The sequence below is a fragment of the Pseudomonas sp. Irchel 3F3 genome, from assembly GCF_900187545.1.
GTDB classification, from domain to species: domain Bacteria; phylum Pseudomonadota; class Gammaproteobacteria; order Pseudomonadales; family Pseudomonadaceae; genus Aquipseudomonas; species Aquipseudomonas fortuita.
In genome coordinates this window covers 43,606-58,996 of sequence record NZ_FYDS01000003.1, presented here as the reverse complement: position 1 = coordinate 58,996, position 15,391 = coordinate 43,606, and the positions used below count along the sequence as shown (strand labels likewise).

At 63.9% G+C, this 15,391-nt stretch carries 12 protein-coding genes; 9 read left to right on the top strand and 3 right to left on the bottom strand.

The genetic code is table 11. The annotated features are described in order from the left end of the window. Positions 1–228 precede the first annotated feature (228 nt). Complete coding sequence (locus CKW35_RS06330; protein ID WP_016487583.1) at positions 229–942, top strand: GntR family transcriptional regulator; 714 nt, start codon at positions 229–231, stop codon at positions 940–942. A gap of 7 nt (positions 943–949) precedes the next feature. On the opposite strand, the gene CKW35_RS06325 is transcribed toward CKW35_RS06330, so the two are convergent. Together CKW35_RS06325 and CKW35_RS06320 are read right to left on the bottom strand one after the other, a co-directional pair. Then, positions 950–1,900, bottom strand: coding sequence for a PDR/VanB family oxidoreductase (locus CKW35_RS06325; RefSeq protein ID WP_060517343.1), 951 nt, complete (start codon positions 1,898–1,900; stop codon positions 950–952). A gap of 10 nt (positions 1,901–1,910) precedes the next feature. Beyond that, positions 1,911–2,978: an aromatic ring-hydroxylating dioxygenase subunit alpha gene (locus CKW35_RS06320; RefSeq protein ID WP_016487581.1), complete on the bottom strand. Its 1,068-nt coding sequence runs from the start codon at positions 2,976–2,978 to the stop codon at positions 1,911–1,913. 1,018 nt (positions 2,979–3,996) lie between these two features. On the opposite strand from CKW35_RS06320, the gene CKW35_RS06310 reads away from it, so the two are divergent. Genes CKW35_RS06310 through CKW35_RS06300 form a run of 3 tightly spaced genes read left to right on the top strand, consistent with a single transcriptional unit; the run spans position 3,997 to position 8,160 of the window. Further along, on the top strand, positions 3,997–4,662 hold the full coding sequence (locus CKW35_RS06310) for an ABC transporter ATP-binding protein (RefSeq protein WP_016487579.1): 666 nt from the start codon (positions 3,997–3,999) through the stop codon (positions 4,660–4,662). Then, positions 4,662–7,115, top strand: a complete 2,454-nt coding sequence (locus CKW35_RS06305; RefSeq protein WP_095115463.1) for an ABC transporter permease — start codon at positions 4,662–4,664, stop codon at positions 7,113–7,115. The genes CKW35_RS06310 and CKW35_RS06305 overlap by 1 nt, the downstream gene beginning before the upstream one ends. Next, positions 7,105–8,160 carry a lipocalin-like domain-containing protein gene (locus tag CKW35_RS06300; protein WP_016487577.1) on the top strand — a complete coding sequence of 352 codons (1,056 nt, stop codon included), beginning with the start codon at positions 7,105–7,107 and terminating at the stop codon, positions 8,158–8,160. Before CKW35_RS06305 ends, CKW35_RS06300 begins: the two co-directional genes overlap by 11 nt. 165 nt (positions 8,161–8,325) lie before the next feature. On the opposite strand, the gene CKW35_RS06295 is transcribed toward CKW35_RS06300, so the two are convergent. Next, the gene (locus CKW35_RS06295) at positions 8,326–9,072 is read right to left on the bottom strand and encodes an enoyl-CoA hydratase-related protein (RefSeq protein WP_095115461.1); all 747 of its coding nucleotides are present in this window, start codon (positions 9,070–9,072) and stop codon (positions 8,326–8,328) included. 102 nt (positions 9,073–9,174) lie between these two features. Between CKW35_RS06295 and CKW35_RS06290 the strand changes: the two genes are divergently transcribed. From CKW35_RS06290 to CKW35_RS06270, 5 genes are all read left to right on the top strand, one after another. Next, on the top strand, positions 9,175–9,819 hold the full coding sequence (locus tag CKW35_RS06290) for a TetR family transcriptional regulator C-terminal domain-containing protein (protein ID WP_016487575.1): 645 nt from the start codon (positions 9,175–9,177) through the stop codon (positions 9,817–9,819). 74 nt (positions 9,820–9,893) lie between these two features. Continuing rightward, positions 9,894–10,610, top strand: a complete 717-nt coding sequence (locus CKW35_RS06285; RefSeq protein WP_016487574.1) for a response regulator — start codon at positions 9,894–9,896, stop codon at positions 10,608–10,610. Beyond that, entirely contained in the window at positions 10,607–11,392 is a 786-nt protein-coding gene (locus CKW35_RS06280) for an ABC transporter substrate-binding protein (RefSeq protein ID WP_016487573.1), read from the top strand. Before CKW35_RS06285 ends, CKW35_RS06280 begins: the two co-directional genes overlap by 4 nt. Beyond that, entirely contained in the window at positions 11,389–13,641 is a 2,253-nt protein-coding gene (locus CKW35_RS06275; protein ID WP_095115459.1) for an ATP-binding protein, read from the top strand. Before CKW35_RS06280 ends, CKW35_RS06275 begins: the two co-directional genes overlap by 4 nt. 196 nt (positions 13,642–13,837) lie before the next feature. Further along, a complete protein-coding gene (locus CKW35_RS06270; protein ID WP_095115457.1) occupies positions 13,838–15,244 on the top strand; it encodes an amino acid permease in 1,407 nt (468 codons plus the stop codon). Positions 15,245–15,391: the final 147 nt, after the last annotated feature.

The window sequence follows — 15,391 nt, the reverse complement described above, 5'->3', positions numbered from 1 at the left end:
GGGGGCCACTGTGTTGCTCAATATCCGGAATCTAGCGCGGTATCTGTGGGAGCGGGCTTGTCCCGCGAACACCGGCAAAGCCGGTGCCAGGTACCGCGTTGCCTGCTTCGCGGGTGAACCCACACGCACACACCTGTCTCGAGCCTTGTGTGGTGCGCTCCGAACAGGCCTGCAGCATCCCCTCGGCTTGCGCTAAGATGCCCGCTCATGTCCCTGGAAGTAGCCTGGATGAGCAAACCCGGTCAAATGGTGCTGGTTGCGCTGCGCAAGATGATCGCCTCGGGCGAGCTGGCGGCCGGCGAGCGCTTGATGGAAGTCCCCACTGCCGAACTGTTCGGCGTCTCCCGCATGCCGGTGCGCATGGCGTTTCGTACCCTCGAGCAGGAAGGCCTGCTGGTGCGTTTTGGCGGCCGGGGTTTTCAGGTGCGCTCGGTCAGCGCCGATGACATCGCAGGTGCGGTGGAGGTCCGCGGCGTGCTGGAGGGGTTGGCCGCTCGCCAGGCTGCAGAGCGTGGCTTGTCGGCGCAAGCGCGCGCGGCGCTGCAACAGTGCCTGGTCGAGGGCGATCAGTTGTTCGACAAGGGCTTCGTCACCGAGGAGGACCTGCAGGCCTATCACGACCTGAACATGCGCTTTCACCAGGTGATCATCGAAGCCAGCCACAACCCGGCCATCGCCGATGCCCTGGCACGCAACGACCACCTGCCGTTCGCCTCCGTCACCGCACTGGCCGTGGACCGCCATGACCTGGCCCGCGAGTACCGGCGCTTCAACTTCGCCCATATGCAGCACCACGCGGTGTTCGACGCCCTGACCAACCGTCAGGGTGCCCGCGCCGAAGCGATCATGCGCGAGCACGCCAATGCCACTTTGCGCTACGCCGAGACCTTTGGCGGGGCAACGGCGGACGCGAGCATGAAAGTCATCCTGCCCTTGTCGTAAAACTGGTTCAGATATCCAGCACCAGCAGCGGCGACTTCGAGCGCGAGCAGCAGGGCGTGAACTGATCGTTCAGCGCCTGCTCCTCTTCGGTGAGGAACATGTCGCGATGGTCCGGCGTGCCTTGCAGCACCCGCGTCAGGCAGGTGCCGCAAATACCCTGCTCGCATGACATGGCGATCTCGATACCGTGCTGTTCCAGCACCTGCACCACGGTCTGGTCGGCTGGCACCTCGAACACTTGCCCCGTGCTGCTCACCTGCACCGAAAAACTACCGTCGTTGCTGGCATCCACGGGCGCTGCGGCAAAGTACTCGCGGTGCAGGTTGGCCTCCTGCCAGCCCAGCCCCTTGGCGCTGGCCAGCACATGCTGCATGAACCCGCCGGGCCCGCATACATACAGGTGCACATCGTCTTGCGGGTTGCCCAGCACCTGAGCGATATCCAGTGCGGTTTCCGGTTGCTCGTCAAAGTGCACGACCAGGCGATCAGCGAATGGCGCGTTGCGAATGCGCTCGACAAAGGCCGCACGCTCGCTGGAGCGGGCGCAGTAGTGCAGCTCGAACGGTTGGCCGCTGTGGGACAACTGCTCGGCCATGCACAGGATCGGGGTAATGCCGATGCCACCGGCAAACAAAAGGCTGCGCCGCGCACCCTCGGCCAGCGGGAACAGGTTGCGCGGCGCGCTGATGCGCAGCCGGGCGCCGGCCTGCACCTGCTCATGCAAGCTGCGTGAGCCGCCCCGCGAAGCCGGGTCGTTGAGGACGCCAATCAGATAACGGTGGCGTTCTTCGGGGTGGTTGCACAGCGAATACTGGCGCACGAGCCCATCAGGCAAATGCACGTCGATATGCGCGCCGGCGCTGAACGCCGGCAGCAGGCTGCCATCCGCCGCCGCCAACTCGAAACTGCAGATACCCTGCGCTTCATCGTTACGGGATACCACTACGGCATCGATCATGTCGGCTTCCTCAGGCAGGGGTGGCGCTGGTGGCGATCAGTTGCGGCTGCGGCGCACGTTCTTTGGCGATAATCCGCTCCAGCACCTTGCGCGACTGCACGCCGCCAGCATCGATGTTCAGCTTCAGCAGGTTGCGCTCGGGGTGGGCCAGCAGGTTCTGTTGCTGGCGCTCGAGCATCTCCAGGTCTTCGCTGAAAATCTTGCCCTGGCCCTCACGAATGTTGTCGGTCAGGGCCTGGTCGTGCGCGGCGAAGTTGCGCGCCATGCCCCAGAAGTACCAGATTGAGGTATCGGTTTCCGGGGTGATGAAATCGACCACGATGCTCGACGCCTTGTGCTGCGCTTCGGCGTGGTAGCCACCCTTGCCGGCATGGGCTACGCCCACTTCGATCAGCACATGGCTGGGCGGGGTGAAGCGGCAGATCTGCCAGCGATCCACCGGCACATCGTCGGCCAGGCCGTTGCCACGCAGGGCCATGCGCCAGAAGGGCGGGGCCATGATGTTTTCCATATGCCGGGCGGTGACCACCTCGTCTCCTGTGACGGTGGTGACTGGCGGGGCCTCGTCGATTTCCTTCTGGCCGATGCTGGAGGCATGCACATAGGTTTCGTGGGTGAGGTCCATCAGATTGTCGATCATCAGCCGGTAGTCGCAACCGATGTGGAACAGCCCGCCGCCGTAAGCCCACTCATCATTCACCGCCCATTCCAGATGCGGGATCAGCGCCGGGTCGGCCTGCGCCTGGTCGCCGGGCCAGACCCAGATAAAGCCGTAGCGCTCGACGGCCGCAAAGGTCTTGTTGCAAGGGAAGCCACGCACCCGCTGGCCCGGCATCGACACAGTCTTGCCGTCGCAGCCCATGACCAGGCCGTGGTAGCCGCACACCAGGTTGCCGTCCTCGACATAGCCCAGCGACAACGGCGCGCCGCGGTGGGGGCAGAAGTCCTCGACAGCGGCCACTTGGTTCTCCTTGGCGCGGTAGAACACGATCTTTTCGCCGCAGATCTGTCGACCCAGGGGCTTGGTGGCTATCTCGTCGGGGGTGCAGGCGACGTACCAGGTGTTTTTGGGGTACATGGAAGGCTCTCCAGGGTTTTGTTTTTATTTAATGGATCCATTAGAGCTCTGGTATGAGAAGCAGGTCAACACCCTATGCGTATATTTCGCTAGTCATGTGCGGTTATCGAACGATCAGTGGATCCATTAATGCCAGTCCCTTAGGGCACTCTCGGTAGCAGATGGGGCGGTTTCAGCGGCAGGTCTTGAAGGCAGGTGGACGTGTGCCTTGGCCATGAGCCAAGGGCTGACGCACCCTCTGTAGGAGCAGGCTTGCCCGCTAACACGGGCGACCCCCGTGTCATTTGGTTGCGAGTTATGTAGATGACACAAGTGATCTAAGCATTATTCGATATCTTGTAAGCTAAAGGATCTGCTTAAGACCAGATGATTCCTACGTGATAACTCTCGTCGCGCTTAGTTGCAATGCACGCCCTTGGCAGGGCCATCAAGCGGCTTATGAATAGAGTGCTCGCAAACATAATAGGTGTGAAAAAAGTGAAGCTCATTCAATACAACATGGGGTGTTGAAGTGGATGTGCTGATGGGTTTGGTGGCAGCCTTATGTTGGAAGGTTACGGTAGCGATCACTTCCCGCTCTATCGGCACGCAGCACGTCGGCGACAGGGAAAAACAGGCTGTGGCGACGTGTCTCACGAGAGGGCGGACGCTGCTCAAGGTCATCACCCTGCAAGGGGTACAACAACTCAAGCAGTTGGAAATAGTTGTACGGTTGGGCGCCCGTCAAAACAATGACGACAGTTTTTGCTCCAGGCCATTGATTTAATTTCAAGAAGTTAATTTTTATAAAGCCAGGAATAATCTTTAGGAAGTCTCCTTTTTGCTTGTTGGTGATTGTTCATTTTGACTGTTGGTTGCACCGATAAGCGTGGCGTCGCTAGCTATTTTGAGCTGTTGATTTATGCGCCAATTACTAAGACAACTGGTTATTCGCCCTGAAAAATTCAGACACGTGTTCGGCTGAAACTCCCCGAACCTGCTATTCCTGAAAGGACCCCCAAATCACCAAGGCCCGTCGATGCTCGCCATCGAACAGCTCCACAAATCATTCCTCACCCCCCAAGGCCCGCTCCCCGTTCTGCAGGGTGTGGACCTGCGCCTGGCACGCGGCAGCAGCCTGGCGCTGATGGGCGAGTCTGGCAGCGGCAAGAGCACGTTGCTGCACCTGATTGCCGGCCTGGACCGTGCCGACAGCGGCCGTATCCTGATCGATGACGTCCCGCTCGACGGCCGTTCGGAAGCGTCCCTGGCGCAGTGGAGACGGCAGGGGATTGGGCTGGTGTTCCAGCAATACAACCTGATCAGCAGCCTGGACGTGGCGGCGAACCTGGCCTTTCAGGCCAGGCTGGCGGGCAGGCATGACCCACAATGGGTGGCTTACCTGGCAGAGCAGTTGGGCTTGGCAGGTTTGCTGGCGCGCTACCCAGAGCAGTTGTCCGGTGGCCAGCAGCAACGGGTCGCCATCGGCCGCGCGCTGGCTGGGCGCCCGGCCTGGCTTTTGGCTGACGAACCCACCGGCAGCCTTGACGAAGCCAGCAGCGATGAGGTGCTGAGCCTGTTGCTGGAACTGGTCGCCGAGGCCGGCAGCGGTGTGTTGATGGTGACCCACAGCCCCCGGCTGGCGGCACGCTTGCAGCGGCGTTGCCATCTGCAGGCCGGCCGCGTTCAGCCAGAGTTGGGGTGATGAGGCTTTTGTCGCTGGCCCTGTTGGCGTTGTTCAGCCATTGGCGGCGCCATCGTGTGCAGTTTTTCAGCATCTTCACCGGGCTGTGGCTGGCCACGGCGCTGTGGACGGGCGTGCAGGCGCTGAACAGCCAGGCACGCAGCGATTACGCCCGGGCCAGTGCCGTGCTGGCCGGGCCGCTGCAGGCGCAGCTAGTGCCGCGCAACGGGGAGCGCTTCGACCAAGGGCTTTACGTGCAATTGCGCAAGCAGGGTTGGCCAGTAATGCCCGTGCTGGAAGGGCGCTTGCGTTTGCCTGGGGAGCCCGCGCGCAGCGTGCGCCTGCTGGGCATCGACCCTTTGAGCCTGCCGCCAGCCAGCAGCATTGCCGGTGTCCAGCCGCAAGCATTCGATGTGCAGGCGTTCATCGGCACGCCCGGGCAAGCGTGGGCCGGGCCAGACACCTTGCGGCAACTGGGCGCAGAGCGTGGGGCAGCGGTGCGCGACAGCGAAGGGCAACTGTTGCCACCCATGGTCCTGCAGCCTGCATTGGCGCCCGGCGTGATCGTGGTCGATATCGGCCATGCCCAGCGGTTGCTGCACGCGCCTGGGCAGTTGTCGCGATTGCTGGTGGCCGGCAAGCCAGGGCCGCTGCCTGCTGATATTGCGGTTTACCTCGAACTGCAACCGCAACAGGACGACGGCGGGTTGCAGCGGCTGACTGAGAGCTTTCACCTCAACCTGACTGCTCTCGGCCTGCTGGCGTTCGTCGTAGGCCTGTTTATCGCCCATGCCGCAATCGGTCTGGCGCTAGAACAGCGGCGTGGATTGATCCGCAATCTGCGCGCCTGTGGCGTCAGCTTGAACACCCTGCTGTGCGCCTTGATGCTGGAGCTGGGACTGTTCGCCGTCCTGGGCGGGCTGGCCGGCGTGGCCAGCGGGTATGTGCTGGCGGCGTGGTTATTGCCCGATGTGGCAGCCAGTTTGCGCGGCCTGTACGGCGCCCAGGTTGCCGGTTCCCTGAGCCTGCCCGCGTGGTGGTGGCTGGTGGGGGTGCTTGTGAGCGTACTGGGGGCATTGCTGGCAGGGCTGGGCAGCGTGTTGCGTGCTGCCCGGTTGCCATTACTGGCGTTGGCGCAGCCTCAGGCCTGGCGGCTGGCGCAGGGGCCATGGTTGAGGCGCCAGGCTTGCATAGCGTGCGTTCTGTTGCTGCTGGCCTTGGGCTGCGGCCTGCTGGGTAACCGCCTGGCCAGCGCGTTTGCCATGCTGGCTGGGTTGTTGCTGGCGGCGGCGCTGTTGTTGCCGGCCTTGCTCGACCGGGCTCTGGCCTTGCTGACGCCGTATTGCCGGCGACCTTTGGCACAATGGTTCGTCGCCGATAGCCGCCAGCAACTGCCGGCACTGAGTTTGGCGCTGATGGCACTGTTGCTCGCGTTGGCTGCCAGTGTCGGCGTGGGCAGCATGACCGAAGGCTTTCGCAAGACTTTTGTCGGCTGGCTGGACCTGCGCCTGTCTGCCGACCTGTACGTCAGCCCTCGGGATACCGCCCAGGGTCTGGAAATTGCGCAATGGCTAGGGCAGCAATCGGTAGCCAGTGTGGTGCTGCCCGGCTGGCGTGTAGAAACGCAGTTGCAGGGCTGGCCAGTACAGCTTCAGGGCATCGTCGATCACCCGGTCTACCTCAAGCGTTGGCCGTTGCTGCAGCAGCAGCCTCACGCCTGGGAAACGTTGGCCGGCGGGCATGCGGTGATGCTCAGCGAACAGCTGGCCAGGCGCCTGAAGCTGCAACTGGGCGATCGCCTGGCGCTGCCTTCAGAGGCCATGACGGTGGTGGGGATCTATGCCGATTACGGTAACCCCAAGGGGCACGTACTGGTCGATGCCAGCTGGTTGCGCAGGCAATGGCCGCAGGCAACGCTGACCGGGTTGAGCGTTGATCTGCCCGCTGAACAATTGCCCGTCATCAAGGCAGCGTTGCAGCAGCACTTCGCCTTGGACGACAGCCGCGTGGTGGAGCAGGCAAGCCTGAAACGCTGGTCCACCGAAGTGTTCAACCGCACCTTCGCCGCCACCGCCGCGCTCAACAGCCTCACGCTTGGCGTGGCCGGCGTGGCGCTGTTCATCAACTTGCTGACGTTGGGCCAGACGCGGCTGAGCCAGCTGGCCCCCCTGTGGGCACTGGGTGTGCAGCGCAGGCAACTGGTGTGGCTGAGCTTGGGACAGACCCTGATGCTGAGCAGTTTCACGGTACTGCTGGCAATCCCGTTGGGGGTGTTGCTGGCCTGGGGCCTGGTGGCGGTGGTCAACGTGCAGGCGTTCGGCTGGCGCCTGCCGCTTTACGTTTTCCCCGTGCAGTTGCTGCAACTGTCCGCGCTGGGTTTGTTCACCAGCCTGTTGGCCAGCGCCTGGCCGCTGTGGCAACTGGCGCGCCGCCAGCCCCGTGATTTGTTGAGGCCGTTTGCCGATGAAGCGTAACACCTTGCTGTTGCTATGCGGCCTGCTATGCGCTTGTGACCCGCCGGCGCCACAAAGCTATGCCGGGCTGGGGCAGCAGGCGGACGGTTTCAGCCAGGTGGCCCGCGCGCATCGCCTGGAATTCCCGCGTGACCATGGCGCACACGATGGCTTTCGCATCGAATGGTGGTACGTCACCGCCAACCTCAAGGACGCCCAGGGGCGTGACTGGGGCGCCCAGTGGACCCTGTTCCGCTCGGCCCTGCGCCCCGGCCCTGAAACCACCGACTGGAACAGCCCCAACCTGTGGATGGGGCACGCGGCCCTGACCGGGCCGGGTGGTCACCAGTCTGGCGAAACCCTGGCGCGTGGCGGTATCGGCCAGGCTGGTGTGCAGGCCCAGCCGTTCCGGGCGTGGATCAATGATTGGTCATTGCAGGGCAGGGGGGGTATCGAAAGCCTGCACATGGTTGCCGGTGGCGAAGGCTTTCGCTACGACTTGCGTTTGCGCAGTGATCGGCCCCTGGTGCTGCATGGCGATCAGGGTTACAGCGAGAAATCCGGCAAGGGGCAGGCCTCGTACTATTACAGCCAGCCGTTTTACCGGGTGCGCGGGGAAGTGGAACGTGAAGGCATGTGCATCGCGGTCACCGGCCAGGCCTGGCTCGACCGGGAGTGGAGCAGCCAGCCGCTGGCGGCCGGGCAAACGGGGTGGGACTGGTTTTCCCTGCACCTGGACAATGGTGCCAGGCTGATGGTGTTCCAGGTGCGTCAGGCTGAGGGCGATGCCTACCGCGCCGGCACGTGGGTTGGCCCGCACGGTGAAGTGGTCGCGCTGCTGGGCGCGCAGGTTCAGTTGCAGGCCTTGGCCTGGGCCGAGCAGAAGAATGGCAAGCAGGTACCGACGCACTGGCGGGTGCAGGTGCCGGCGCAGGGGGTGGATGTGCAGGTCGAGGCGGTGGAACCACGGGCCTGGATGGATACGCGGTTCCCTTACTGGGAAGGACCGGTGCGGTTGAGCGGGAGTGCGGGTGGGCGCGGGTATCTGGAGATGACAGGCTACTAGTGCAACACATTCCCGCGATCATGCACCCACCCTGTGGGAGCGGCCTTGTGTCGCGAAAGGGCCGCACAGCGGCCCCGGCAATTCTGCGGCGAGGCGCAAATCCCGGGGGCGCTGCGCACCCCTTTCGCGACGCAAGGCCGCTCCCACAAGGGACGCGTCATCGTTTCAGTCTTTGATCAGCCGCCGTAACACGGCGCGTGCTTCGTCGGTGCGCAAGCACTCGATGAACAACTGGCTTTCACGCGCCACCGTGGCCTCCAGCTCCGCCCGCTGGCTGTCCTTGATCAGCCGCTTGCTGATGCGCAATGCCGCCTGCGGGTAACTTTGCAGCTGCTGCGCCAGATTGCGCGCTGCGGCCAGGCACTGTTCGCCATCTTCATGCAGCTCATTGGCCAGCCCCCAGGCCACTGCCTGTTCGCCATCCAGCAACGCGTTACCCAGCAGCAGGCCGGCGGCGCGGGCCTGGCCAAGCAAGCGGGGCAGTAGCAGGCTGGAGCCAAACTCTGGGCACACTCCCAACGGTGCGAAAGGCATGCGCAACTTGGTCGAGCGGCTGACCAGCACCTGGTCGCAATGCAACAGCAAGGTGGCGCCGATGCCGATTGCTGCGCCGCTGACTGCCGCGATCAGCGGCTTGTCCAGGCCCATGACCACCCGCATCAGGCGGAACACCGGGCTGTCCAGGTCAGTGGGCGGGTTGTCGAGAAAGTCGCGCAGGTCGTTGCCAGCCGTGAAACAGTGCGGCCCTCCGGTGAGGATGATGACATCCACAGCAGGGTCTTCACCCGCCGCCAGCAACAAGTCGCCCAGTTGCTGGTACATGGCGGTGTTCAGGGCATTTAGCTTGTCGGGGCGGTTAAAGGCCAGGGTCAGCAGGCCTTGGTCCAGCTCGCGTGTGATCAGGTCGTTCATGGCAGCCGTTTTTGTTGTTGTGGGCGGGAGTGCCAAGGGTTTATCACGCAGTCCGGCTTGTTGTACAGTCGTTCAGCCCCGCACTGGAACCGAGAACTGCCGATGAGCCAGGAAGCCCGCTACCACCGTATGCTGCCGGAATTACGCAAGGCCAACCTGGTCGAAGCGACCTTGGTGTGCCTCAAGCGCCATGGTTTCCAGGGGGCTTCGATCCGCAAGATCTCGGCCGAGGCCGGTGTCTCGGTGGGACTGATCAGCCACCACTACGCCGGCAAGGATGAACTGGTGGCCGAAGCCTACCTGGCCGTCACCGGCCGGGTGATGGGGCTGCTGCGTGACGCCATGGCGCAGGCTGCGCCCAATGCCCGCGAGCGGTTGTCGGCGTTTTTCCGCGCCTCGTTCTGTGCAGAGTTGCTCGACCCGCAACTGCTCGACGCCTGGCTGGCCTTCTGGGGCGCGGTGAAGACAGCCGACGCGATCAACCAGGTGCATGACCATTCCTATGGCGAGTACCGCAAGGAACTGAGCCGGTTGCTGGCCGAGCTGGCCACGCAGGAGGGCTGGCAGGGCTTCGATGCCGATCTCGCGGCCATCAGCCTCAGTGCCCTGCTCGATGGCCTGTGGCTGGAGTCAGGGCTTAACCCCGGCACCTTCACCCCCGAGCAAGGCGTGATTATCTGCGAAGCTTGGGTCGATGGCCTGCAGGCCGGCGGCCGGCGGCGCTTCAGCCTGCCCGAGGGCTGTTGATCGTCTGTTCAGTAACGAGTACGCTGCTGGCGCGAGTGTGTAGAACAACACCAATAAAAAAGAGACAACACGCAATGACGCCTCGGGTATTGATCGTCGATGACGATCCGCTTATTCGTGACTTGCTGCAGGCCTATCTGTCCCAGGAAGGCTATGACGTGCACTGCGCCGATACGGCGGAAAAGGCCGAAGCCTGGCTCGGCAGCCAGGACGTCGACCTGGTGTTGCTGGATATCCGCCTGCCTGGCAAGGACGGCCTCACCCTGACCCGCGAACTGCGCGTGCGCTCGGAGGTGGGCATCATCCTCATTACCGGCCGTAACGACGACATCGACCGCATTGTCGGGCTGGAATGTGGTGCTGATGACTACGTGATCAAACCGCTCAACCCCCGTGAGCTGGTATCGCGCGCCAAAAACCTGATCCGCCGCGTGCGCCATGCCCGCGAAGCGCAACCGGCACCGGCCTGCGCGCAGTCGCTGAAGCAGTTTGCCGACTGGGCGCTGGACACCGACCGCCGTCGCCTGATCGATCCACGCGGGGGGCAAACCCTGCTCACCCACGGTGAGTTCCAGTTGCTCAGCGTGTTCCTGCGTAACAGCGGCCATACCCTGAGCCGCGACCAGTTGATGGACCAGATTCGCAACCGCGAGTGGGTGCCCAACGACCGCTCCATCGATGTGCTGGTCGGCCGCCTGCGGCGCAAGCTGCACGATGACCCGGCCGAGCCGCAACTGATCATCACCATTCACGGTACCGGCTACCTGTTCACTGCCAGCGTGGCCGCATGATCCACCGCGCCCGCCGTGCCTGGGGGATGGTGCTGGCGTTGCTCGCCGTGCCGGCCGGCGCAGCACAGACGGTGCGCTACTGCGATTACCCGGTGTACCCGCCGATGTCCTGGAGCGACGGCCACCAGGTGCGTGGCCTGGCGCCAACCGTGGTGCGCGAACTGTTCGCCCGCATGGGCTACCCAGTGCAGACCGTGGTGCTGGGCAACTGGAAGCGTTGCCTGATGGACGCCGCCGCCGGGCGTGTGGACGTGGTACTGGCCTACAACAGCGATCAGCGGGACCAGCGCATGCGCTTTTCCACGGAGCCGGTGGTACGCGAAGAAGTCGCGGTATTCTACAACCGCCTGCGGCCGGTCAGTTTCCAGCGCCTGGAAGACCTGGCCGGCTACCGTGGCGGCCTGTTGTACGGCGAAAGCTACGGCGCCGAATTCGACCGCTTCGTCGCCCGGCACCAGAACATCGAACGGGTGTCTTCCAGCCAGCAGAACTTTGGCAAGCTGATGCGCGGGCGCATCGACTACGTCATCCAGGAGCGGCGCACTGGCCAGCTGTTTATCGAGCACCTGCCCGGGGCGCAGGACATCCGCGTATTGCCCCGGGCACTGAGCGTGGACTACCTGCGCGTTGCCGTGTCCAGGCAATCACCCCTCAGCCAGCACATGGACGAAATCGACGCGCAGCTGCGGCGCATGAACCAGGCTGGCGAAATCGCGCGCTGGCTGGAGCAGAGCGAAGTCACCTACCGCGACATGATCAACCTGCCGGCAGATGCCCGATGATACGCCTGCACACCGATGGCCTGCTGCGCCGTCTGTTGCGGTTCATCCTGCTGTTCAGCCTGTGCTTCACCGTGCTGGCCAGTGGCGTGCAGCTGTACTTCGAATACCGCCGCGAAATGCGCGACATCGAGGCCCGCATGGCGTTGATCCGCGCCGGCTACCTGGCCAGCCTGGAACGCAGCCTGTGGGACCTGGACGAGGCGCAGCTGGACACACAACTGCGCGGCCTGGTGGATTTTTCCGACGTGGCCCGGGTGCGCCTGGTCAGCGACGATTTTCAACTGCTACGTGGGGAGGCTGAACCCAGAGGGCCGCTGCGCATCGAGCGCTTCCCCCTGGACTATCAGCCCCCCACCGGGCCGGCCAGGCACCTGGGCGAGCTGGAGGTCAGTATCGACCTGGGTGCGGTGCACCGTCGGCTGTACGCCACGGGCCTTGCCAGCCTGCTGTGGATGGGCGTGTTCCTGTGTGGCCTGGCGGTAGCGCTGTCGGGCCTGTTCTATCGCCTGGTTACCCGCCACCTGCAAGTGATGGCCGAGTTCGCCCGGCGTATTGGCGCCGGGCAGTGGCAGGAGCCGCTGCGGCTGGGGCGCCGCCGCTCGGCGCGGCCGGATGAAATTGACACCGTGGCCCATGCCCTGGACGACATGCGCCGCGCCATCCTCAGCGACATCGAGCGCCGCGAGCGCGACCGCCTGGCGTTGCAAGACAAGCGCGACGAACTGCAGGCCATGGTCGAACGACGTACAGCCAGCCTGGCCCGGGCCAAGGATGACGCTGAGGCCGCCAACCTGGCCAAGTCGCGCTTCCTGGCGACCATGAGCCACGAGCTGCGCACCCCGCTCAACGGCATTCTGGGCATGGCCGAGCTGCTACGCGGTGGCCGGCTGGAAGCAGCCGATCGTCAGCGCGTGGAGGCCCTGTACAAGGCCGGCGAGGGGCTGTTGGCGATTCTCAACGAAGTGCTGTATTTCGCCCGGCTAGAAGAAGGTGAGAGCCGCGCCGAACGGGTCGGCTTTTCGCTGCGCCAATTGTGCCAGGAGGTGCTGGCGCTGCTCGAACCCATGGCCGTGGACAACGGCGACACGCTGCACCTGGAGGTTGATGAGCAATTGGCCGTCTACCAGCACGGCGCCGAACAGTACCTGCGTCAGGTGCTCAGCAACCTGTTGGCCAATGCCATCAAATTCACCGAGCACGGCCAGGTGCGGCTCAAGGTGCAGGTGCTGGCCAGTGATGCGACCGCGCAGCGCCTGCGGCTGTCGGTCAGTGACAACGGCATCGGCATCGAGCCGGCCGTACAGGCGAAAATCTTCGACCGCTTTGTCCAGGCCAGCGAGGCTGTGGCCCGGCGCTACGGCGGCACGGGTCTGGGCCTGGCAATCTGCAAACACCTGGTGGAAAAGCTGGGAGGCTGTATTGGCCTGGACAGTGTGCAAGGGCAGGGCAGTTGCTTCTGGTTCGAACTCGACATCGCCCTTGGGCAGCCGGTTTCGCCCTTGGACCCCGCCCAGGGGGCCAGCGCCAGCCTGGATATCCTGGTGGTCGAGGACGTCGCGCTGAACCGGGACGTGGCCGGCGGTTTGCTGGTGCGTGATGGCCACCGGGTGAGCTTTGCCGAAGATGCCGGGCAGGCCCTGCAAGTGTGCACACAGCAGCGCTTCGACCTGATCCTGCTCGACGTTCACCTGCCCGGCATGAGCGGGGTGGAGCTGTGCCGGCAGCTTCGCGCCACCCCTGGGCCTAACCAACACAGCAGGATCGTGGCACTGACCGCGGGCGTTCAACCGGGGCAAGTGCCAGTTTACCTGGAGGCCGGCATGCAAGGTGTATTGGCCAAGCCACTGCGCCTGGCCAACCTGCGCCAGGCGCTGGTCGACGCAACGCCGACCGAAGAGGCCGGTAATGACGCGAACATGGACTGGTCGCTGCTGGCCACTCACCGCTCCCTGCTGGGCGCACAGAAGCTGCAGGGCCTGTTGAACGTGTTGCGCCAGTCCCTGGAGCAGCACGCCACGGCGTTGGCCGAGGCGCTGACGGCCCAGGACTTTACCGAAGTGCTGCACCTGGCCCATCGCCTCGCCGGCAGTTGCGACTCCCTGGGTTTTTCTGGCCTGGCTGCGCTGTTGCGACGCCTGGAGGATGCAGCCCGCCAGCATGACGGGCAGGCGCTGAACGCCCTCGCCGAGCCATTGGCAAACCAGCTCGGCCAGGCCCGCGACACGCTGGAACGGTTGATCCAGAGCTGACGTACAAAAAACTTACGACTTTTTACATCTTCGATCCGTTCGTACAACGGCACCTTACATCCGTTTCCAATAATCCATGGCAACCGTGTTGCACGCGGTCCATGAGGCTTATTGGAGACAAGAATAATGACATGCCGTAGCGCTCAGCCCCTCCTTTGTACCGCCCCCCGTACCTGCCGCAATGGCGAGGTGCGCCATGACTGACAACCACGAAAAAATCCAGCTCACCCGCGCCCTGAAAAGCCGGCACATTTTCATGCTGTCGCTGGGCGGGGTAATCGGCACCGGCCTGTTCATGGGCTCGGGCGTGACCATCAATCAGGGCGGGCCGGTGGGCGCGATCCTGGCGTATCTGGTGGCGGGCTTGCTGATGTATCTGGTGATGGTGTGCCTGGGCGAACTGTCGGTGCAGATGCCGGTGTCCGGTTCTTTTCAGGCCCACGCCACCAAGTTCATCGGCCCGGCCACCGGCTTCATGATTGGCTGGGTGTACTGGATGAGCTGGGCCACCACTGTGGGCCTGGAGTTCACCGCCGCCGGCATGCTGATGACCCGTTGGTTCCCCGAAGTGCCGATCTGGTACTGGCCGGCATTGTTCGTGGTGGTGCTGTTCGGCCTCAACGCCTTGGCCACTCGCGCGTTTGGCGAGGCCGAGTACTGGTTCTCGGGCATCAAGGTGGCGACCATCCTTGGCTTCATCATCATCGGCCTGCTGGTGATATTCGGCGCCATCCCGCTGAGCAGCGGGGCACCGGCGCCAATGCTGGACAACCTGGTGGGCGAGTCGCTGTTCCCCCACGGCCTGTCGGCGGTGTTCGCGGTGATGATGACCGTGGTCTATGCCTTCCAGGGCTGCGAAATCATGGGCGTGGCGGCCGGCGAGACCGAGCACCCGGAAAAAAGCATCCCGCGGGCGGTGCGCAACGTGGTGTTCCGCGTGCTGATTTTCTACGTGCTGGCGATTGCCGTGCTGTCGGCCATTGTGCCGTTCGAGCAGGCCGGCCTGATGGAAAGCCCGTTCGTGCAGGTATTCGACATGGTCGGCATCCCCTTTGCTGCCGACGTGATGAACTTCGTCATCCTTACCGCCATCCTGTCGGTGGGCAACTCTGGGCTGTATGCCTCTACGCGCATTCTCTGGGCGATGTCCAAGAGCGGCATGGCGCCGAAAAGCCTGGCACCGCTGAGCAAGCGCGGCGTACCGCTGCGGGCGCTGAGCATCACCCTGTGCTTTGCCCTGGTGTCGCTGATGACCAGTTTCATTGCCGCCGACACCCTGTTCATGGTGCTGATGGCGGTGAGCGGCATGTCTGGCACCGTGACCTGGATCGTGATCGCCCTCGCGCAGTACCGCTTCCGCAAGGCCTACCTGCGTGAAGGTGGGCAACTGCAGGACCTGAAGTACAAGGCGCCGCTGTACCCGCTGGTGCCGCTGCTGTGCATCACCCTGTGCAGCTCGCTGTTCGTGTTCCTGGCGCTGGATGAAACCCAGCGACCGTCGCTGTACTGGGGCTTTGGCTTCATTGCCCTGTGCTACGCGGCGTACTTCATCGTCAACCGCCGCCGGCAGGGCGCCTTCGAGCCCAGCGCGCCTGGCGTTTGATTCACGATTGCCGGGGCCGCTTTGCGGCCCATCGCGACACAAGGCCGCTCCCACAGGTACTACGCAGACTTGAACGCTGTGAAAGACCCTGTGGGAGCGGCCTTGTGTCGCGAAAGGGGCGCAAAGCGCCCCCGGCAATCCCACAGT

Bases quoted from the DNA above. Each gene is read 5' to 3' on its own strand.
- CKW35_RS06330 (WP_016487583.1), top strand. From the start codon at position 229: ATGAGCAAACCCGGTCAAATGGTGCTGGTTGCGCTGCGCAAGATGATC.
- CKW35_RS06325 (WP_060517343.1), bottom strand. From the start codon at position 1,900: ATGATCGATGCCGTAGTGGTATCCCGTAACGATGAAGCGCAGGGTATC.
- CKW35_RS06320 (WP_016487581.1), bottom strand. From the start codon at position 2,978: ATGTACCCCAAAAACACCTGGTACGTCGCCTGCACCCCCGACGAGATA.
- CKW35_RS06310 (WP_016487579.1), top strand. From the start codon at position 3,997: ATGCTCGCCATCGAACAGCTCCACAAATCATTCCTCACCCCCCAAGGC.
- CKW35_RS06305 (WP_095115463.1), top strand. From the start codon at position 4,662: ATGAGGCTTTTGTCGCTGGCCCTGTTGGCGTTGTTCAGCCATTGGCGG.
- CKW35_RS06300 (WP_016487577.1), top strand. From the start codon at position 7,105: ATGAAGCGTAACACCTTGCTGTTGCTATGCGGCCTGCTATGCGCTTGT.
- CKW35_RS06295 (WP_095115461.1), bottom strand. From the start codon at position 9,072: ATGAACGACCTGATCACACGCGAGCTGGACCAAGGCCTGCTGACCCTG.
- CKW35_RS06290 (WP_016487575.1), top strand. From the start codon at position 9,175: ATGAGCCAGGAAGCCCGCTACCACCGTATGCTGCCGGAATTACGCAAG.
- CKW35_RS06285 (WP_016487574.1), top strand. From the start codon at position 9,894: ATGACGCCTCGGGTATTGATCGTCGATGACGATCCGCTTATTCGTGAC.
- CKW35_RS06280 (WP_016487573.1), top strand. From the start codon at position 10,607: ATGATCCACCGCGCCCGCCGTGCCTGGGGGATGGTGCTGGCGTTGCTC.
- CKW35_RS06275 (WP_095115459.1), top strand. From the start codon at position 11,389: ATGATACGCCTGCACACCGATGGCCTGCTGCGCCGTCTGTTGCGGTTC.
- CKW35_RS06270 (WP_095115457.1), top strand. From the start codon at position 13,838: ATGACTGACAACCACGAAAAAATCCAGCTCACCCGCGCCCTGAAAAGC.